The following is a 20,231-nucleotide window of genomic DNA, read 5'->3' as shown; positions in this document are numbered from 1 at the left end:
AATAATTAAACCCCCCAGAGCCAGCTTTACCTGAGTTTTGGGGGGTTAGATTAACCTATAAATTTTCGGGCTTATTCGCCAGATTCCAGCGATACGGGCGATGGCTTACGCCCCGCTTCGCTACGTACAACTGTCGGCAGGGATATTTTCTCAACAGCCGGAGTACAACCGAGCCACTGCACGGACAACTCCGCAAACTGCTGCGGGGGGCCGCTCACGCAAAAACGAGTCGGTAGCGCAGTACCAGGATTCCGCAGCCCTAAAAGCTCCAATTCTCTGGCAGCAGCAGCCACCACCCGTACCGCAGGATCGATCAATGTCACCCCAGCAGGCAAAAGCGAGCGAAGCACAGGAGCCAACAGCGGATAATGAGTGCAGCCGTAAATCAGCGTATCGATGCGCTGCTGAATCAAAGGAGCCAAATATTCCCGAGCCACCTCACAAGTATAAGGGTCGTGAATCCGGTTTTGCTCCACCAGCGGCACAAAAGCCGGACAGCTAACCTGCCACACCAGGCAAGAATCGTCCATCTCCAAAATCGCATTTCGATAAGCATTGCTAGCAGCCGTAGCAGGAGTTGCGATGACCCCGATCCGCTTGCCTTGCTGCACCGCAGCCTGCGCCCCCGGCAGAATTACTCCCAGCACCGGAATATCAAATTCAGCCTGCACCATCTCCATCGCCAAAGCAGAACTGGTGTTGCAGGCCATAATCACCATTTTCACATCCTGTTCCACCAACCACGCCATAATTTCGCGGACAAACTCCACAATTTCCGACGGCGTGCGAGTGCCGTAAGGCAGCCTCGCCGTATCTCCAAAATAAAGTATCGATTCGTTGGGCAATTGTCGGTACAACTGGGTCAACACAGTCAAACCGCCCACGCCGCTGTCAAAAATACCGATTCTTTGTTGACTGTTGTCTGTTGTCTGTTGTCTGTTGTCTGTTGTCATTAGTTACCAATTCCCCATTACCAATTCCCAATTACCAATTACCAATTACCAATTCCCAATGCCCCATGCCCCATGCCCCATCCCCAATGCCCAATGCCCAATGCCCCATGCCCACTGCCCATTATCTTTGTTGAAGATAAAACAAAATGCCGCGAGCGATCGAAGCCGCCATTTGACTGCGGTAAGCTGGATCTGAAAGCCTAGCAGCATCCTCAGCACCCGTGACAAAACCCACCTCCAGCAAAACAGAAGGCATAGAAGTCTTTCTCAAAACATAAAATCTCGCCTGCCGCACCCGGCGGTCAGTCGCCCCCGTCCCCTCCAAAATACTGGCGTGAATCACCTTCGCCAAATCTTGGCCGTTATTGAAATAATAAGTCTCAATCCCGCTAATATCCGGCCGGCTCATATTAATCGCATTAGCGTGAATGCTGACAAACAAAGTAGCATTCACCCGTTCCGCCAAAGAAACTCTCGGTTCCAGGTCGATTTCGCTGTCGTCAGTCCGAGTCATCACCACCTGCACGCCCTGCTGTTCCAGCAGCCTCGCCACCTGAAACGAGATATCCAAAACAATTTCTTTCTCCTGAATGCCCTGAATCCCGACTGCCCCCGGATCGCGGCCGCCGTGACCAGGATCGATCGCGACTACGGCCCGGCGGTTAGAAGCTTGGGGCAAATCGTCGCTTCCCAAAGTCCTTCTCGGCAAAGGCGACAAATTGGGAGTTCGAGTCAAAGGTTGCTGCGCGCTAGCATTTGATCGCAACTGCAAAGACAGCAACTGCGGACTCGGCCTCGTCACCCTGCCTACCTCTACCCCCGATCGCGGCTGCACCCAAATCACCACAGTCTCCGCATCTTCTTGGCTGGCAGTAAACGATACAGGACTGTTGGCATCGAGCTGAGGAATTTGCCCCGTCAGAGAACTAGAGGCGATCCTGATCCAGTAAGCTCTCGACCCCTGGTCCCACCCGCTGGTATAGGAGACTTGGCGGTCAGTTCTCACCACGAGTTGCGTGCCATTACTGGCTAAATCAATTGACTGAACTCTCGCTAAATTTCCTTGAGCTTGTCTAGCCGGAGGATCTACAGTCAGGCGGCGGGAAACCGAGGGCTGTCTTACTACACTTCCAGGCAATAGCACAACCCCGCCTAAATTGCTCACAGACGCCCGCCACTGAGTATTAGGACTCTTCATCCGCAAAGTCACGCGGGTAACGGGCGGGTCTGTTGGCAGTTGCCGGACTTCAATCTTGTCAACCCCGTGCTTACCGTTAGTTTGAGGCTGTTGGCTGCTTAGGCCCGGATCTAAACTAGCTCCTTCAATATCGAGGGTGGCGATGTCCCCGGCCCGACTTTGTTGAAAATTAATTTGGGGGCTGCCGCCCGCAGTGCGGACTAAAAAACCGTCCGCCGTCACCTGAACGTTCTGAACTACAGTCGCCTCAGCCGACTGGGCTTGGGATGCTGAAGGTTCAACCGATAACCTTTCTCCCCCTGGCTCTGAAATCGGATTTTGAGTTTCTCCCCGCACCGGCGTTGGCAAATCCACTGTCCACTCGCTCGAAGAAATACCCCGGAATTTTACTTGCTGAGGGTCTATAGTAAACCCGTCTCTGATCTCGACGACAATTCTGGTCGTATCGTTGTCAAACTGCCCTACCCGCACCGATTCGATCGCCCCTGAGAGCGGTTTGCTGACCGAGGGACGACCCAGACTCGTCCCCGGCAAGTCGATTACCAACCGCATCGGGTTGAAAATCAGTTGAGCCTTGGGTTGTACTCCCCCTTCTGTTGTAATGTAAAGCCGGTTCTCTGAAGCATCAAACCGCCAAGATTGCAGTCTAGCTGCTTCGGCGGCTCCGGCGAGCAAAAATACACTTAAGAAACTCGGTAGTAGCCAGTGGAATTTCACGACAGTTTTTTCCTCGTTTGCGTTACTGCCAAAAGCTGGAAGGGCGCTGCTTGCCCTCAGAGGCTTTCAGCAGTTAGCCGCCAGCAGACCGGGGGCACGGGGGCCGTCAGTTGTTGGCTAAATTGACTTTTTATGCGTTAACAGGCTCCAAAATGCCAGATTCCGGCATTTTGGAACTTTCCCGTATACTTGGGGGCGATCGGTTATAAGCAGACTGAAAGATTGTTGGCACAAGGGAAAGTATTTATTTTTAGGAGCAAGAAACAAGGTGTTTCTTGAAGCTAGAAGGTACAAGTTAGAAGGTACAAGTTAGAAGGTATAATTTTACCGTTTTTTCAGGGAGGGGTTTCATAGCTCTTTAATGTTGGCGAAGCTCGTTATGGCAACGGTTATAATCCGCTTTACACTTGCGTTTTGTTCTAACTTTTCCTAAATTACCTCAATAACTTAACAACTTACCTCGCGAACAATCCGGATTTTCAAGATTTAGGTAACTTTTCAAGGTTGCCAAATGTTACTCCCAGACAAACTGACATATTCTTTGGGAAAAGCTTTTTTGCTAACACATTGACAGTTAAATACAACTACATATCGCCCCTGCTCTCTTTTTTTCTGAATTTTTTAATCAGGGATTTTCGGTGCTGCTTGAAACTTAGTGGGGCGATCGTGATCGCGCCCGCCAATTTGACACTATGATAGCTAGTCCATGTTTTCAGCAGTAACGGGAGAGTTTTGTGTGTTACTTGGGCCGGCAATGCTTTGTCATTTAGACTCTTTTTGAGTGCACGATCGACAGCCAGAGCATTGGTTGGTTGACCTGAGAAAAAGTTTTGACCGTAGATATAGTTATCGCAGTTGTAAAGTTTGTTGGACAGCAAGGACAATCGATCGGCTTCTGGGTAAAATCTGTGATTTGGTTTAATGACTTGCCTTTCGACTAACTGCATAACTTGGATGTGTACTACCAGTTAGAGAAGATACACTATCTTGGTGATTGTGTCAATCTCTGAGCTTCTAAAAAAAGGGGCCATCAATAACAGTAGATACATGACATCACAGAAAGACGGAGACTTACTTTCCTGCAGGAGTCGTCCACAGCAAACAAGTGGTTTAGGTTAGTTCAAGCCTCTAGATAGCGGCTGGGGAGTCAATCTTGAACCTCAAATCGACTGACTCTCAAGATAGGGAAGTTTTGTAATATAGCAACCGCCCTGACGGTGAGGACGTTCTTAATTTTTGAAACCTAAGCGGTTGATTGCGCCTTCACGCTTGACTTCTTTTTACCCGCTCCGCTTCGCTGCTATAGCCTTCAACATCTGCTATACCATACCACCGGTGCGATCGAGTTATAGCAAATTTATTTTTGAGCGGGATCGATACCTGGAAGTTATTTTTCCCCTTAGTAATCCACGGCCCCATGTCTAATCAACAGTGCTGCAATTGGTTCTCGCCCAGAGGTGCAAAATTCCGGCTCATCCAGTTCAAAATTGCTTGATTTACTTGTTCCGGACATTCATCCTGGGGACAGTGGCCCGCATTGTCTAATTCAACTAGCTCTACATAATTGGGATTGCATTCGACAAATTGGTGGGGTCGGGCGAACCGAGGGGGAATCATCCGGTCTTGTTTGCCCCAAATTAACAGCATGGGGATGTTTAAATTTCGCATCACAATCTTGACACTGGGGCAAAATTTTGAACTGCCTACAGCTTTAAATAAGGCGCAGAAGGCGCGGGCGGCTCCCCGATCGCCTGCTGGCCCTGCTAGAATTTCCACTAATTCGTCGGTAACAGCTTCGGGGTTGGAGTAGGCAAAGCCAACCCAGCGACGGACAAAGGAAGGCTTGCGGGCAAAATAAAACAAAGGCCTGAGTACGATCGGAGAAACAAACAAACTTTCAACAGCTTCGATCGCCGGAAGCAGCCATCCAGGCACCGCTTCGGCTCGCACAGAGGGGTCGGGGAGGCTAATCATCACCGTGCCGGCCACCATGTCCGGGTGAGCTGCCGCCACGGCCAGACAAATCAGCGAGCCGATCGAGTTTCCTGCCAATATTACTGGCTCTCTGATAAAAGTCAGCCAAAAATCATAAACTTGCTCAACCCACAAAGACACAGAGTAGTCGATAGGAGCTTTTTGGGAAGCGCCAAACCCTAACAAATCCAAGGCGTAAACGGTTTGGTTTTCGGCTAGTTGGGCGAGATTTTGTCGCCAGTGACCGATCGAAGCTCCAAACCCGTGCAGTAAAATAATCGGCGTTCCCGATGCGCGCGGGGCCATTGGTTCGGCAGCAGAATCTTGAAATTCCAGCGCGCCTTGATTTCGCCCCAAAGTCGGCCGCAAATAAGTGTAGCGAGTTTGCCAACCCCGCCACATCCAGTCTCGTTGAGTTCCCACCCGTTGGTGCCACAGCAGAGAATTTGTCAATTTTGCCTCAGCTCGCAACATAAATTTACACTTGCTTATACCTATTCTACAAGGCAAATCAGGCGACTTGGGGGACTTGCCAGACTGGGGGAGATGGGCTGCGAAAAGCGGTTGTACCTCATCCTTAAGCTTTTACCCTGAATTTTTGACGGTTTTGTCATCAATCGGGTAAGGGGGCGGGCGATCGTGTGTGAAGTTAAAATAAAACTCGGCAGAAATTCAGCCAGACTGAGTAGAATAGCAAGTATTGTAAGAATTCATTTACGATCGTCCAAATATTCCCCAAGGCTTTAGCGGAGGGGAGACAGGACGCGGTAGTACGTCCGGTAAGGGTAACACCTTGCAAAACAGTTCGATCGTCAATCGTGAAATATTGACCGATCAAACCTGTAACTATCAAGAAGCTTCGCTATTAAACTACTGCTTGTAAAACCATTCATGCCTGTGATTGAAAGAAGACAAAATCGCAACCTACCCCAGATCAACGAAAATATTCGATACCCCAAAATCCGGGTAATCGATACCGACGGCGCGCAACTAGGGATATTGACGCCTGCAGAAGCGCTGCGCCTGGCAGAAGAAAAAGAACTGGATCTTGTACTTGTCAGCGACAAAGCTGACCCGCCCGTATGCCGGGTAATGGACTATGGGAAGTACAAATTCGAGCAGGAAAAGAAAGCGCGAGAAGCAAAGCGGAAGCAGCACACTGCCGATGTTAAAGAAGTGAAGATGCGCTACAAAATTGAAGAACACGACTACCAAGTGCGCCTCAAACTAGCAGACCGCTTTATCAAATCTGGGGACAAAGTAAAAGCCACGATCATGTTCAGAGGTCGGGAAATCCAACACAGCAACCTAGCAGAGGACTTGCTTAAGCGCATGGCCACAGATTTGCAGGAAATCGCAGAAGTGCAGCAAGCCCCCAAAAAAGAAGGACGCAGTATGATGATGCTGCTGTCGCCGAAGAAAGTATAAATAGATAGTCATTAGTAAGCAGTCATCAGTCATCAACTGGTGACTGATAACTGATGACTTCCGAATTTAGTCAGGAATAAGCTACCACACAGGGAAATCAACGCTGCATGGAAAATTTTCAAATCAGCGGTTCGGCGGGAGTAAGACAAGGAGTGCTACGATCGCTCAACCTGCGATCGGAAGAAGTAGAGCGAACCGTACTGATGTTCCTCGTCTACACTCTAACCTCCGTCGGGCTGATCTGGCTGGAACTCAGCACAGTAGGTCTTTTTCTAGATGAATTTGGTGCAGACAAAATGCCCTGGATTTACATAGCCAGCGCGTTTATCGGTTCTGGCTTGGGATTTGTCTACTCGTGGCTGCAAAAAATCCTGCCGCTAAGGCGCACCGTAGTGGTTGTTCTGGCAATGATGTCGATACCGCTATTTTTGTTTCGATTCGGCATCGGCTACGAAAATACTAAGATAGCTGGCGTCAGCATCGCTTTTATTACTATTTTTTTGATGTGGCTGTGGGTAGAAGCTTGCTATGTCCTCAACGACCTTAATACTTCTATCACTTCCAACCAACTGTTTAATATTAGAGAAATCAAGCGCACCTATCCGCTAGTCAGTAGCGGCTATCTAGTCGCTGGAGTAGTCAGCGGATTTTCTCTGCCTGTTTTACTGTACGTAGTCGGACTCAAAAACGTTACCCTCATATCGGGGTTGATGGTGGCGACAGGCTCGGTGTTGCTCTACTACCTCACGGAAAAATACAGCCAAGCATTCCCGGAAACGGCTCACTGGACGGATGATGACGAAGAGGACGACCAAGAAGAATTTACCGCCCGCAAAGTTACAGGCCCGCTCCAAAAATACGCCGTACCTCTAGTCAGTTTCTTCATCCTGGCAGAAGTCGTCTACGTGCTGATAGATTTCCAATTCTATAGCCAGTTAGAATACCAAAACCCGGGGGACGGAGCTAGCTGGATCGCTAGTTTCCTGGGCATTTATGAAGGCATACAAGGCTTGTTTCAAGTGGCGACTCAGTGGTTCGCTTCGAGCCGGTTGGTGGAAAGAATCGGTGTATTCGTGACGGCGATGATTTTGCCGGCAGGCATCGCTATACTCGGGGTGCTGACCATAGGAGCATCTCTGGGCCAGCTAGTATCTGTGTTTATCGGGCTAATATTGCTGAGATTTTTAGACGAACTGCTTCACTACACGCTTTTGGAAACCGTTAGCCCGGTGTTATTTCAACCGATTCCCGACAATATTCGATCGGGAATTCAAACTCTGGTCAACGGTGTGGGCGAACCTTTGTCCTGCGGAGTTACAGGAGTCGGCATCCTGATTATGCTCTTCGTGACAGGCAAGATACTCCCCCAGCAAGATGAAGAGGTATTTCACGACCAGCAAAGCTTGATATTTATTGGCGCGATCGTCATATTGGCACTGTTGTGGGTGTTTGTCGTATGGTTGATCCGCTCTCAATACGTGGGTTTGTTGGTCAAAAGTGCCGAACGCGGACGCTTGGGCGTCACCGACGTTGACCTCAAAGCTCTTAAGCGCGCAGTGGTGGAAACTCTACAAAAGCCGGGGGGCGAAGATGAAAAGCGCTCTTGCATAGAACTCCTGACGCAAATTGACCCCAAAAATGTCGGAGAAGTTCTGGCTCCCATCCTGGATTCGCTGCCGCCAGTTTTGCAGCGCCAGAGCTTGGAAACGATGCTGCAACACCCGAACCCCGCATATTTAGAATCTGTCCGCGCACTCTCGCAGCAATCCTTGCCGCCGGAGGTGCTGGCCTTGGCTTTGCGCTACATCTGGCTGACGGAAGCTGAACCGAATATTGAGAGCTTGCGGCCTTACTTGCAGCCGACCGTCGATCCGGTGGTGCGGGGTACGGCGGCTGCTTTAATTATGAGAAGGGGCGATCGCCAGCAAAAGGCAGAGGCGACTAACACGCTGCGCCAAATGCTGACGCACAAGCAAGAGCGAGAACGGGTGATGGGGACGCGGGCTCTGGGAGAAGCTGATTATTTGCAAGGACTACGGCTGTACATCCCCAATCTGTTGCAAGATGAATCTCTGCGAGTGCGCTGCGCTCTGTTAGACGTGATTTCGTCTACTCATTCGGAAGAATATTATCCTTCGCTGCTGCGCGGACTCGGTTACAAATCGACTCGGGAAGCGGCTTTGCAGGCGATAGTCAAACTTCACAACGATGCTATTCCTTTGCTCGTGTATTTGGCTGAGGATATCCACAAGTCGGATTTGGTCAGGTTGCAAGCTTGGACGGCTCTCGGTCAAATTGGGACTGTGGAGGCGATCGACATTTTGGTCAGCAATTTGATGACGGCTTGGGGAACGACGAGGCGCAATATCCTCCGCATTCTGTTAAAAATGCCTTCGGAAGCGGGGATAGAAGGGGTTCTAGACCGCATCGGCCGTAGCGGCTTGGAAACTCTCATCGAACAGGAGTTGATGTTTATCGGTCAAATTTATGCAGGTCTGGTAGATTTGTCTGGGGTAACAAGCTACGGCAATTTCTCAGAGCGAGAAGCCAACAGCGCCCGGGAACCTGGGAACGATCCGGCTCAATTGTTGCAGCGTGCTCTGGCGGGGTTGGAAGCTGATGCTAGGGAGCGGTGTTTTTTGCTGATGAAGTTTCTTTATCCGCTGGACACGGTACAAGCGGCTGCTTTCAACATCGCTTCTGGCCAACCTTCTTTGGTTGCTAGGGGATTGGAAATTCTCGATAATACTGTGGATATAGTTAGGAAGCGATCGCTCATCAATTTGTTAGATCAACACTCGGAAAGAGAAAAATTGAGCAACCTCTCGGAATTGATGGTTTACAAACCTCTAGCCCCTAGCGATCGTTTGCGCCGCTTGCTAGAATTGCGCCACTTCCTTTCGGATTGGGCCTTGGCCTGCTGCTTTCACTTGGCGAGAGAAGCGCGCTGGAGCCTTACGGCTCAACAAACTCTTGTCTGTCTGCAACACCCGACGGGTTTTGTCCGCGAAGCAGTGTTAGCCTATTTGAAAATAGCCTCGCCGCGGGCTTTGGTCGAATTGTTGCCGAGGCTGCAAAATGACCCAGATAATTTGGTGTCCGCTCAAGTTGAAGAGATGATGGCAGAGTTGGGTGCTGGGGGAAAAAGGTAATATGAGTCAGTTGTCAGTTGGCAGTTGTTATTGTCAGTCAACAGTTAACCGTCAACCGTCAACCGTTTTTATTTTCCTTCTTGTTCCCTTTTTTAAGTTTAAATTAATCATTGCATCTCATTATGTTAACCAGCGTCGAACGCCTATTGTTTGTGAGGGAGGTTCCGATTTTTAAGGAACTGCGGGATGATTTTCTCGTGCGTCTAGCATCGGTAATGGATGAACTTTCGTTTCCTTCCAAGCACAGGATTTTTACGGAAGGACAAGAAGGTCGGTCTCTTTATATTTTGGTATCGGGAACGGTGCGGGTGCATATAGGCGATCGGGATTTGGCACAGTTGAAAGCGGGGGCTTGTTTCGGGGAAATGTCGCTGTTTGATGCAGAACCTCGCTCGGCTTCTATTTCTACTCTCGAACAATCCGAGTGTTTGATGTTGACTCAAATGCAGCTATATGATGCGATTGATGAAACGCCGGGAATTGCTGTGAATATTATTCGCTTGCTGTCGCGCCGGATTCGGGAGTTGAATCAAAAGTTGAATGCTAAAGAGGCAATTATGCCTCCTACTGAGACTCTGAGAGTTCCTGAGATGCGATGAAATTGGGGAATTGGGAATTGTGTTTTTAGTCGCTCGGTAATTCTGCACAATTTATCTTTTGTCAGCTGCCAATAGCGATTACGAATACGCACAATTTCTCTGGTAGATTACACAATGCCAGGGTAATCGCATCTTAATAGAGATACCTAAGAGCGGGAAATTATTCAAAAAATTGACACCACCATTCAAGAGATCCTCGTGAAGTAAGACCCCCCAATTTGGTAGGTTGGTGATAGCCTGCTACCACCAAATTGGGGTTCTACCTCATTGATTAATCTCCATCATCTATTCTGGCTATTGATTATGATAAGTATTGCTTGCATTAGGACCCGCTCAAATCTCACTCACACTACTTTTGAGGATTTGAATCAGGAAGTCATTATCTATACCAGCTTTATAACGTTTCATTTTTCAACTCATCTTGGACGGCTCCTGCTTGAGTAAATTGACCTTAAATGACGGAGGTAGCTCAGATTTGGGGGGGCTAACCAAACCGAGTCCGACTGGCATCCTCATTGAAGGTGACATCTAGCACCTAATGTAAACTATTTTCCACAGTCCAATGAGAACGAATCACTTGGTTGTGTCGTTTAGCCTGATCTTCTAAACTGCTCAGATAGAATTGAATTTCCGTGGTGGTTTCCTTCCATGATTCTCTGTGCAGACGGACCATAACGACAGTGCTTAAACCTAACCGCTTCAGGGGGCGAGAACGAGGCTAAAGTGGTTGCTCTATCTGCTTTATAGCTCTGTGCACCTCTGGTAAAATGACTGCTAATTGCGAATGGGAACTAAATTCATCATAGATGCTACCCACTCCCGACAGCAGTCATGGGCAATTAACCAATTTTCACGTCTATAAACCCATCCAAAACTTGCTTTGTTAACTCTCAATTTTCTAACCTGCCGTTGAATAACAGGTTAAACATAGACTAAGCGGGCAAATCTGCAAAACTGCTAACATTTACCAGCGCTAAATCCGGACAAGTCCGTTTGATCAAACCTGTGAGAACTTTGCCGGGGCCAATTTCCACTACGCGATCGATTCCTTGTTGTGGCAATTGCAGGGAAATTTCTCGCCAGCGCACACCTTTGGTCATCTGCTGGTTCAACCGCTGCTTTAAAGTGGCTGCGCTGGTAGTGGCTGACGGTTCTGCGTTCGAGAGTACCAGCATTTTAGCATCGGAAAACCTTGCAGACTTTAACGCTAGTTGAAACTCTGCCGCCACTGATGCCATCAGGGGAGAGTGAAACGCACCAGAAACATTCAATTTAACGGCGCGTTTGACTTTGATTTTGGCAAGCAAATCTTCTACTGCTGTGGGCGTTCCAGAAATCACGACTTGTGCTTCGCTGTTGTCGTTTGCCAGCACCACATCTCGGCTGTATTGAATTTGCAATTCTAGTTCCTGCCTGTCGAACCCGATCAAAGCCACCATCTGCCCACCGGAGGCAGTGTCCATGAGTTCGGCGCGGCGTTTGACTAAGCGCAATCCGGTTTCAAAGTCAAAGACGCCTGCTGCGTAAAGGGCAACATATTCTCCTAAACTGTGACCTGCAACTACCGCTGGTCGATCGCTTTTTTCTCGCACTAAGTCGGCCAAAATACTTTCTACTACGAACAAGCAAGGCTGAGTGTAGAGAGTCCGAGATAGTTTTGCTTCTTCTTTTTGGCAAACTTCCGGGACAGACCAGCCTAAAATTTCTTTAGCGAGCTCAAATTTGGCTTTGGCTGTTGGCAAGTTTAATAAGTCTGCACCCATCCCGATCGCCTGGGAACCTTGTCCGGGAAATACCCATGCTGTTTTAGTCATTTTTCCGGTAATCTGCTAATTGGTGGTTGCTAATTGGTGATTGCAAAAATTCTTTCTTTCCCGCTTCTAAGTTCGCTCGCTGGTATCCGCTATCTTTCTGTTAACGAACTATCTACTCGCGACTCATAATTATAACATCTAACTGCGATTTTTACCAGGTTTATTTTTTTTGCTACTTGAATCTGATTAATAGCCGTAGCACAATTTTCAAGCTTCAAGCAGGGGAAAGTCGATCGAAGAATAGAGGATTTTCCATTTCAGCACACGCTTGTCAATAACTGCTGTCCAGGTGGTCCACCGCTGCAAACCTTGCCTTATGTATGGCGTGTTAAAGGATTTGTATTTTACTCGATCGAACTCCCGACAATAACCGGAGCAAGTTTACAGCCGGCAGCCAAATATTACCTTCCCCATTGAAAAATCGCCGCCCCCCAAGTCAAACCTGCACCGAAACCAGCCGCAGCAATAGTATCGCCCGTTTTAACTGTACCCAGACGCACGGATTCGTCTAAGGCAAGGGGAATTGAAGCCGCTGAGGTATTGCCGTAATTTGCCAAATTGCTGATTACTTTTTCGGGGGGAATCTTTAGCCTTTGGGCAACTGCATCCAGAATCCGCTGATTGGCTTGGTGCAACAACAGCCAGTCAATTTCAGCAGCGCTAATATTTGCCCGAAACATAGCTTTTTCTATGACTTCCGGCACTTTTCTCACGGCAAAGCGATAGATTTCTTGACCGTTCATTGTGATGGGCCCAAATCCGCCTACTCCGATATTCACGCCTTCAATTAATTCTTTTGACTCGGCTTTGTAAGCCAAATTGAGAGACGAATTTTGCGTGCCGTCGCTGCGAATTTCAAATCCCAAAAAGCGATCGACTTCGGAAGCTTGCAATACCACCGCACCTGCACCGTCTCCAAAGAGAATGCAAGTACCCCGATCCGACCAATTCACCCAGCGAGACAAAATATCTGCTCCGATCAGCAAAACATTTTGATACACCCCTGTCCGAATGAACTGCGAGGCTGTAACTAAACCAAAAATAAAGCCCGAACAAGCTGCTGTCAAATCAAAAGCCACAGCTTTTGTCGCGCCCAACTGATATTGAATTTTACTGGCAGTGCCAAACAAATCATCAGGACTTGAGGTTGCCAAAATAATCAAATCGATATCTGTCGGCGAAATTTCTGCCATTGCGATCGCCTGCAGCGATGCCTCGGACGCTAAATCGCACAAGGAAGTGCGATCGTCCGCCAGCCTGCGGGAGCGAATGCCCGTTCGCGCCCCAATCCACTCGTCATTCGTTTCTACTATCTGACTCAAACCGTTATTATCAAGCGAAACCTGCGGTATACAAGAACCGCTACCTGTGACGGCAATTCCGAACCCTGATTGCTGCAACATTCCTCTCCATTTATGAGCGCTCGATCGAGAAATTAAAAATTAAAAACTACCAATTAAAATTATTTTTTAAACTGCTGAAATTACTTTTTTTAAGCAAAACAGTTGGTTTAAGCTGACATTTTTAATTTTACATTTTTAATTTTTAATTCCTACTTACCAGAAAGAATTGGTTTAAAGCCTCTCCCTGATCGGGAGAAATTAGAAGAAGACTATTCATTACTCCAATCCTCTTCCTTCCAGGTAGAGGTCGCTATCAACTGTCAACTGTCAACTGTCAACTGTCAACTTACTGCCTCTAATTTACAGCTTCTTGTTCCAGAGCGCTTTGCTGATTGGACGATCGAATCCGCTCCAGCACTTGGTTGTCAACAGCCTCCTTCGCCAAACGAATGGCATTAAAAATCGAGGCAGCTTGAGACGAACCGTGGCTGATAATGCAAACTCCAGCAACGCCCAATAGCAAACCGCCGCCGTGTTCAACGTGGTCTACCCGCTGCTTGAATCCTTGCAAGCTTTTTTGCAGCATAGGGTCGTTAATTTGATGTTGGAGTCCTTTGACCAACTCTTCCTTAAGCACCTGGACTACGACTTCGCCCACCGCTTCGGCAAACTTCAACAACACGTTGCCGACAAATCCGTCGCAGACAATCACGTCGAATTTCCCCGACAGCACGTCGCGGCCTTCGGCATTGCCCACAAAAGGAATGTTCGGGTTGTCCACCAATAACTGGTGGGTTCGCACCGCTGCGTCGTTGCCTTTAGAAGGTTCTTCGCCAATGTTGAGCAGGCCGATTTTAGGTTCGGCGACACCCAGCACACACTGACTGTAAATAGTTCCCATAAGAGCGAACTGCTCCAAAAATTTGGGGCGGCAGTCCACATTAGCGCCGACATCTAGAATGAGTACAGAAGTGCCCGATACCATTGTCGGCAAAACCGCACCGATCGCAGGGCGATCGATGCCAGGGAGCCGCCCCAACCTGAGCAGGGCAGCAGCCATTGCCGCGCCGGAGTGACCGGCGGACACCACAGCATCAGCTTGCTGCTGCTTCACCAAGTTCATCGCTACGTTAATCGAAGCCTTGGGCTTGCGTTTGAGGGCACTTAAAGGTTCTTCGTGCATTTCCACCGCTCCTTCAGAAGGAACGATTTCTAGCTGACCTGTAGAGACGCGGCCGATCGCGTCTTGTTGCCGGAGCGAGTCTTCTATTTGCTGCGGGTCGCCCACGAGCAAAATCTCTACGCCTAATTCTTCTTGTGCCTTAAGCGCTCCAGCTACAACTTCGGCGGGGGCATGATCCCCACCCATAGCGTCTATTGCAATTCTTGCGCGTGTCGATCCCATTGACCAATGTTTGAGAAACACTAAAAATTCTACCAGGAAGTCAGGAGCGTGAATCCAGAAGTCTGAATAAAGAACTAAAATCCGCTCGCCCTAGTGATCGGACAATTCTTATTTCCGACTACTCTGATAGAACTTGTTTTGTCACTACTTTACTATTTTTGACGGCATATTGAAAAAATCAATGAAATAGTTTACATGACCGCAAGCACTTTAGTCCGGTAACGCCGGATTCATCCGTGGAGCGATAAAAAGCTCCCCATCCTGATCACAAGCCCCCGGATTTATCAGTGGGAGCGCTTTCTTCAATTCTTTAATCTAAAATCTCAAATCGATTGACTTTAGGAGTAAAAAATGCTGGATTTATTTAGCTCAGGAATCATATCTCTGTGGCTGGACATGGCTGGGGTACGCAGTGCCGCGCCTAATGCTGCGTCAGTGCTGGCTTGGCGGGGAGGGATACCCGGGTTAGTGGTGGCAGAAGATTTGGCTTTTGGGGGAATAGATGTGGCTAATTCAGACTTGCCTGCAGAAGCGACGGTGCGGGAATATTTAAAAGATTTGAAAGACAAGAACTTGATTGAGGGCAATCAGGGAATTTGGGTGCAAGCGGGAATGGTGCCACTGGTAAGTCAGCAGGGCAAGACGCTGATGCCTGGGGCTTCGCTGACTAAGATTGCGACTTCTCTGGCGTCGCTGGAGACTTGGGGCGCGGATTATCAGTTTGAAACGCGGTTCCGAGCAACGGGGCCGATTACCAATGGTGTATTGCAGGGAGATTTGGTGGTCAGCGGCGGGGGCGATCCGCTGTTTGTGTGGGAGGAGGCGATCGCTGTTGGCAATGCTCTCAATCAAATGGGTATCAATCGTGTGGCGGGAAATTTGGTGGTGACAGGCAATTTCCGCATGAATTACGAGTCCGATCCTTTGGTGGCGGGGGACATACTGCGGCAAGCCCTCGACGGGAGCAGTTGGCCAAAGGATGTGGTGGCAATGTATTCTAAGATGGCTCCGGGAACTAGAAAGCCGCAAGTAACGGTGGCCGGCAGCGTCATTGCTGAGAAATTTGTGAGTTCGGGGCATTTGTTGCTGAAGCGCCGATCGCTTCCTTTAGCCGAAATTCTGAAGCAGATGAACGTCCACAGCGATAATGAAATAGCTCAGATGCTGGCCGACGATTTGGGCGGGGCAAAAATAGTGCAGCAGCAAGCGACTTGGGCTGCGGGGGTGCCGGAGGAGGAACTTCAATTAATTAACGGTTCGGGATTGGGAGTGGAAAATCGGATGTCTCCGAGGGCGGCTTGTGGGATGATGCAGGCGATCGGACGCAACCTTCAGACGACTGGGCTGACAGTTGCTGACTTGTTTCCGGTGTCCGGGCGCGATCGAGGAACTTTGGAACACCGACACATTCCGCGATCGGCTGTGGTGAAAACTGGTACTTTGGACACGGTGATTGCTTTGGCTGGAGCCATACCCACGCGCGATCGGGGTTTAGTTTGGTTTGCAATTATTAATCGCGGCACCGATTGGGACTCTTTGAGAGCGCAGCAAGATATATTTTTGCAAAAATTGGTGCAGCAATGGGGAACAGCATCGATTTTGCCACTAGCAATTACACCGCACATTGACGGCGCCAGACCTGCCTTGGGGGCAGCAAATCGTAGCGATATTTTGGTCGGAGGTTAAGAAATACGGGTTGAGTTGGGGTTCGGGGAAGGAGCATTGACAAAATAGCTTAGAATTGGAACAAGACTATTGTGCAAGAAGATGATCAAACTGCGATTGAAGAGATACGGGAAAAAACGCGAGACAAGCTACCGGATTGTAGCGATGAACAGTTCTACCCGCCGCGACGGCCGTCCCCTAGAAGAGCTCGGCTTTTACAACCCGAGAAATAATGAAACCAGGCTGGATGTTCCAGCGATTGTCAAGCGCCTGCAAGAAGGCGCTCAGCCAACTGACACCGTGCGTGACATCCTCAGAAAAGCCCATGTATTTGAACAAGTCGGAGCCGGAGCCAACGTTGAATCCAGCACAACAGCAGTCAGCTAGTCCCAACTACGCTGGACTGGTTAAGTTTTTAATTGGGCCTTTTTTAGAGACCCCAGGCTCTTTGCGGGTTGATTGCGAACTGCACCCGCGCCAATCGCGGGTCTGGGTTAGGCTTGCTTTTGAAGATCCCGACAAAGGCCGGGTTTACGGTAGGGGCGGACGCAATATTCAGGCAATTAGAACTACGCTGGAAGCGGTGGCGCAGACGGCGGGTCAGTCCCTCTACTTAGATATATACGATGGTGAAGCGGGCGATCGTGGATCTGGCCCGCCCAGGGGCGATCGCGATCGCCCTGATCGCGACCGCCCTGATCGTGGCTCGCGGGAGCCGCGAGGCGACTTCCGACCCCGGACGCCACCTCCGTCGCCGAGTCCCTTAGCTAGCAGAACTCCGAGAGAACAACCTCGCCGTACTAACACACCTACGTTTAGAACGAGCAGAAATACTCCCGGTTATTAACTAACTGCAGAGCTAAGAAAGAATTTTAGATTTTAGATTGCCTGTTGTAGACTGTGTATTACAAGCCGCGTTTAGTTTGAAATTGCCGATTTTGCGATCGGACACAAATGTAAAATTTTAAATTTCAAATGTCAGCGGCATCAGGTTAATCTAAAATCTAAAATTTCCACTCTAAAATCTAAAATTGCCTGACTTAATAGAAGGGAGATTTGATTTGTGCCTCAAGCACCAAACTCATTTGGGCTAAATCTAAAAGACGCCTTAGATACTAGGTAAAACCTAGTAACTGGCGTTTTTTTGTTCGCAAATAGTGAGTCGTTTAACGCTTAGTTGTTAAATTTTAATTGCTTATTTGGAGGAGCTTATGTTGGCATGAATGAAAAACTAACAATAGAGTTACCGAGCACTCAAAGCGCAATGTCGCTGGCCGGTAATCAAGAAGAAAACCTGAAAATTATCTCTAAGCAAACCGGTGCTAACCTGGTTATGCGAGGGCAAGAACTGCTGATTTCCGGCACAAAAAGCCAAGTAGAATTGTGTCATAAATTAGTGCGATCGCTCTCCGACTATTGGAAATCCGGCAAAACCATCACCGGAGTAGAAATCCAAACAGCGCGCTACGCATTGGATACCAACCGCCAAGAAGATTTGCAAGACTTGCAACGAGACGTACTCGCCAAAACCCGCCGCGGCGAAGAAATTCGAGCCAAAACCTTCAAGCAGCGGCAATACGTCCAAGCAGTACGCACCCACGACCTGACATTTTGCATCGGCCCAGCGGGTACTGGCAAAACATTTCTAGCAGCTATTTTCGCTGTACAAGCGCTGTTAAGCAAGCAGTACGAACGGCTGATTTTAACCAGGCCAGCCGTAGAAGCTGGGGAAAAATTAGGATTTTTGCCGGGAGATTTGCAGCAAAAAGTCGATCCCTATTTGCGTCCGCTTTACGACGCCCTCCAAGAAATAATCGACCCCGAAAAAATGGCCGATTTAATGGAAAGAGGCCTGATCGAAGTAGCTCCGTTAGCTTATATGCGAGGGCGCACTCTCAGCAATGCTTTCGTAATTTTGGACGAAGCTCAAAATACAACGCCTGCTCAAATGAAAATGGTGTTGACTCGTCTCGGCTTTCGATCGAAAATGGTAGTGACGGGCGATATCACTCAAACAGATTTGCCACCAAACCAACAGTCGGGATTGTCAGTTGCCCAAAAAATACTGGGAAACGTTGAGGGCATTGCTTTCTGCGAATTCAATCAGGCGGATGTGGTGAGACACCCGCTAGTACAGCGGATTGTTGCGGCTTACGAACTGCACGAAAAATAGTCAGTTGTCAGTTGTCAGTTGTCATGGGGTATTATTAGTTATTTGGTGTTTTGGGTTGTGATTACCAATTACCAATTACCAATTCCCAATTACCAATTATCAATTCCTAATTCCCAAATTATGCCTAATCTGAAAGAATTCTTAGAAGCTTGCGAAAAATTGGGAACGCTGCGTTTGATCGTGACTAGCAGCGCGGCTGTGCTGGAAGTGCGCGGATCAATTCACAAGCTGTTTTATGCGGAGTTGCCGAAGGGTAAATATGCAAATATGCACGCCGAAATATTTGAATTTCACCTGAATATCGACAAAATCAAACAGGTGAAGTTCGAGACTGGGGAGGCGAAAAGAGGCAATTTTACAACTTATGCAATTCGTTTCCTCGACGAGCAAAATGAGGCTGCTTTGAGCGCGTTTTTGCAGTGGGGAAAACCGGGGGAATACGAACCGGGACAGGTAGAAAATTGGCACGAATTAAAGGAAAAATACGGGGAGGTTTGGGAACCTGCACCTGTTGAGGCGCTTTAAAAAATAGGCTTTTCCACCTTTAAATTGCATATTGGGGGTGGGCAGGATGCCCAACCCCTACTCCCCACAAGCAGAACATTTATTTTTGTGCAACAGGCATCTTGCCTGTTTATGAAAATGGTATAAAATATGATGTTTAACTGATTTGTTGTCTAATTTTTGAATTAATGAAGCGCAGAGGGCGCAGAGAACGCCCCGAAGAGAGAAAGAAGATAAAGAGAAATATCAGGTTAGTTGTTTGAATGTAATTGGGTATGAAGGTAATTTGGGGTTTTTGTCTGGTTTTGGTGTTACTGCTGTGGGGTGGCGTTGCGAGATCGGGCGTTTTGGGCGATCGCATATCAAGTTTTCCCAATTGGGAAAGCAAGCCTCCTATCGCTGTCGCTAAGGGAGATTTGGTATATCCCGACTGGATGGCGGGTAATTGGAATGTTGCGAGCACTTTGGTAGATTTAGCCGCTCCTTTAGCGCCAAATATTGTCACGCCAGGGTTTGAAAGCAACCGCCAGTATTTGCAGCAGCCGGTATTATTTAAAGTGCGATTTAAACCTGAAAAAAATTTTGGGTTGATTTCTAATTATACCTTTAAAAAGGCTCAAAAGATTGTAGCCGATCGCACTTTTAACGGTTTGAATATTGCCAAGGCTTATTTAGGCGATCGTGGCGTAGTTTCGGTGAAAGTCGATCCGACAAATCCCAACCGCCAAATTACTGTTTTGAAAGGGGAACGCCAATTAATTTCGATTGTTACCAGTCGGGGAACTGAGACGCCGAATCCTCGCGAGTTTGTGTCTACAGAGATTTCTCAGCAGATTTTTCGAGGAGAGTCTGATATTTATTTAAACGAGGTGGAAACTACAACGGCTTATCGAGTGGTTGCAGGCGGAAAAAATGGAGATTCTGCGAGTAAAAGAATTGAGGCCGATCAGGTGACAGCAATTTATTTGTCGCCGCAAGACCCGGATTATTTTGCGGCTGGGGGGCATCCTGTGGCTCTGTACCAATATCGGTTGGAGTTGGTGCGGGCATAATTAAGCTGTCATCTCGATCGACCTAGCAACGATCGACCTTGTTCGCCCCTCTCTCCTTTCATCAGCTTTCCTGATGACTTCTATCAGTTTAACTGTCGCTCAACCCCTTTACAAAGATTAACAAAACCGTTAATAATAGAAACATCATCCGAACATTGACAACCAAATACAGCAATTATAAAACCATGACAACAACCTTACAGCAGCGCGAAAGCGCCAACGTCTGGGAACGCTTTTGTGAGTGGGTCACAAGC

At 48.4% G+C, this 20,231-nt stretch carries 16 protein-coding genes; 9 read left to right on the top strand and 7 right to left on the bottom strand.

All coding sequences use genetic code 11. The features are described from left to right. Nucleotides 1-71: 71 nt before the first annotated feature. The 4 genes from murI to QUA58_RS13370 all read right to left on the bottom strand — a co-directional run bounded on the left by murI (nucleotide 72) and on the right by QUA58_RS13370 (nucleotide 5,316). Nucleotides 72-953, bottom strand: a complete 882-nt coding sequence (gene murI, locus QUA58_RS13385) for a glutamate racemase (protein ID WP_333255520.1) — start codon at nucleotides 951-953, stop codon at nucleotides 72-74. 121 nt (nucleotides 954-1,074) lie between these two features. Continuing rightward, complete coding sequence (locus QUA58_RS13380) at nucleotides 1,075-2,868, bottom strand: N-acetylmuramoyl-L-alanine amidase (RefSeq protein WP_333394433.1); 1,794 nt, start codon at nucleotides 2,866-2,868, stop codon at nucleotides 1,075-1,077. 584 nt (nucleotides 2,869-3,452) lie between these two features. Beyond that, nucleotides 3,453-3,815 carry a hypothetical protein gene (locus tag QUA58_RS13375; RefSeq protein WP_333255516.1) on the bottom strand — a complete coding sequence of 121 codons (363 nt, stop codon included), beginning with the start codon at nucleotides 3,813-3,815 and terminating at the stop codon, nucleotides 3,453-3,455. 478 nt (nucleotides 3,816-4,293) lie between these two features. Next, nucleotides 4,294-5,316 (bottom strand): alpha/beta fold hydrolase, encoded by a 1,023-nt coding sequence (locus tag QUA58_RS13370; protein WP_333255514.1) that lies wholly within the window; start codon nucleotides 5,314-5,316, stop codon nucleotides 4,294-4,296. Nucleotides 5,317-5,733: 417 nt separating this feature from the next. On the opposite strand from QUA58_RS13370, the gene infC reads away from it, so the two are divergent. From infC to QUA58_RS13355, 3 genes are all read left to right on the top strand, one after another. Then, entirely contained in the window at nucleotides 5,734-6,270 is a 537-nt protein-coding gene (gene infC, locus QUA58_RS13365; protein WP_006635262.1) for a translation initiation factor IF-3, read from the top strand. A 107-nt stretch (nucleotides 6,271-6,377) separates the two neighbouring features. Further along, nucleotides 6,378-9,422 (top strand): HEAT repeat domain-containing protein, encoded by a 3,045-nt coding sequence (locus QUA58_RS13360; RefSeq protein WP_333394432.1) that lies wholly within the window; start codon nucleotides 6,378-6,380, stop codon nucleotides 9,420-9,422. Nucleotides 9,423-9,544: 122 nt separating this feature from the next. Continuing rightward, on the top strand, nucleotides 9,545-10,021 hold the full coding sequence (locus QUA58_RS13355; protein WP_333394431.1) for a cyclic nucleotide-binding domain-containing protein: 477 nt from the start codon (nucleotides 9,545-9,547) through the stop codon (nucleotides 10,019-10,021). Between the two features lie 932 nt (nucleotides 10,022-10,953). Here QUA58_RS13355 and fabD read toward each other — a convergent pair. From fabD to plsX, 3 genes are all read right to left on the bottom strand, one after another. Next, nucleotides 10,954-11,835 (bottom strand): ACP S-malonyltransferase, encoded by an 882-nt coding sequence (gene fabD, locus QUA58_RS13350; protein ID WP_333255506.1) that lies wholly within the window; start codon nucleotides 11,833-11,835, stop codon nucleotides 10,954-10,956. Between the two features lie 401 nt (nucleotides 11,836-12,236). Beyond that, nucleotides 12,237-13,238, bottom strand: coding sequence for a beta-ketoacyl-ACP synthase III (locus QUA58_RS13345; protein ID WP_333394430.1), 1,002 nt, complete (start codon nucleotides 13,236-13,238; stop codon nucleotides 12,237-12,239). A 295-nt stretch (nucleotides 13,239-13,533) separates the two neighbouring features. Then, nucleotides 13,534-14,583, bottom strand: a complete 1,050-nt coding sequence (gene plsX / locus QUA58_RS13340; RefSeq protein WP_333255502.1) for a phosphate acyltransferase PlsX — start codon at nucleotides 14,581-14,583, stop codon at nucleotides 13,534-13,536. 351 nt (nucleotides 14,584-14,934) lie between these two features. On the opposite strand from plsX, the gene QUA58_RS13335 reads away from it, so the two are divergent. From QUA58_RS13335 to QUA58_RS13310, 6 genes are all read left to right on the top strand, one after another. Further along, complete coding sequence (locus QUA58_RS13335) at nucleotides 14,935-16,269, top strand: D-alanyl-D-alanine carboxypeptidase (protein WP_333255500.1); 1,335 nt, start codon at nucleotides 14,935-14,937, stop codon at nucleotides 16,267-16,269. Between the two features lie 81 nt (nucleotides 16,270-16,350). Further along, nucleotides 16,351-16,635 (top strand): 30S ribosomal protein S16, encoded by a 285-nt coding sequence (gene rpsP, locus QUA58_RS13330; protein ID WP_333255498.1) that lies wholly within the window; start codon nucleotides 16,351-16,353, stop codon nucleotides 16,633-16,635. Further along, complete coding sequence (locus tag QUA58_RS13325) at nucleotides 16,607-17,095, top strand: KH domain-containing protein (RefSeq protein ID WP_333085049.1); 489 nt, start codon at nucleotides 16,607-16,609, stop codon at nucleotides 17,093-17,095. Before rpsP ends, QUA58_RS13325 begins: the two co-directional genes overlap by 29 nt. A 372-nt stretch (nucleotides 17,096-17,467) precedes the next feature. Next, nucleotides 17,468-18,421 carry a PhoH family protein gene (locus QUA58_RS13320; RefSeq protein ID WP_333255495.1) on the top strand — a complete coding sequence of 318 codons (954 nt, stop codon included), beginning with the start codon at nucleotides 17,468-17,470 and terminating at the stop codon, nucleotides 18,419-18,421. Nucleotides 18,422-18,541: 120 nt separating this feature from the next. Beyond that, the gene (locus QUA58_RS13315; protein WP_333255493.1) at nucleotides 18,542-18,946 is read left to right on the top strand and encodes a ChuX/HutX family heme-like substrate-binding protein; all 405 of its coding nucleotides are present in this window, start codon (nucleotides 18,542-18,544) and stop codon (nucleotides 18,944-18,946) included. Between the two features lie 254 nt (nucleotides 18,947-19,200). Next, nucleotides 19,201-19,977 carry a DUF6816 family protein gene (locus QUA58_RS13310; RefSeq protein ID WP_333394429.1) on the top strand — a complete coding sequence of 259 codons (777 nt, stop codon included), beginning with the start codon at nucleotides 19,201-19,203 and terminating at the stop codon, nucleotides 19,975-19,977. The last annotated feature ends 254 nt before the right edge of the window (nucleotides 19,978-20,231 follow it).

It is taken from the genome of Microcoleus sp. N9_A1 (assembly GCF_036701795.1).
In the GTDB taxonomy this organism is placed as follows: domain Bacteria; phylum Cyanobacteriota; class Cyanobacteriia; order Cyanobacteriales; family Microcoleaceae; genus Microcoleus.
Note: the sequence above shows the minus strand (reverse complement) of the source record. Positions and strands in the feature narration are given on the sequence as shown.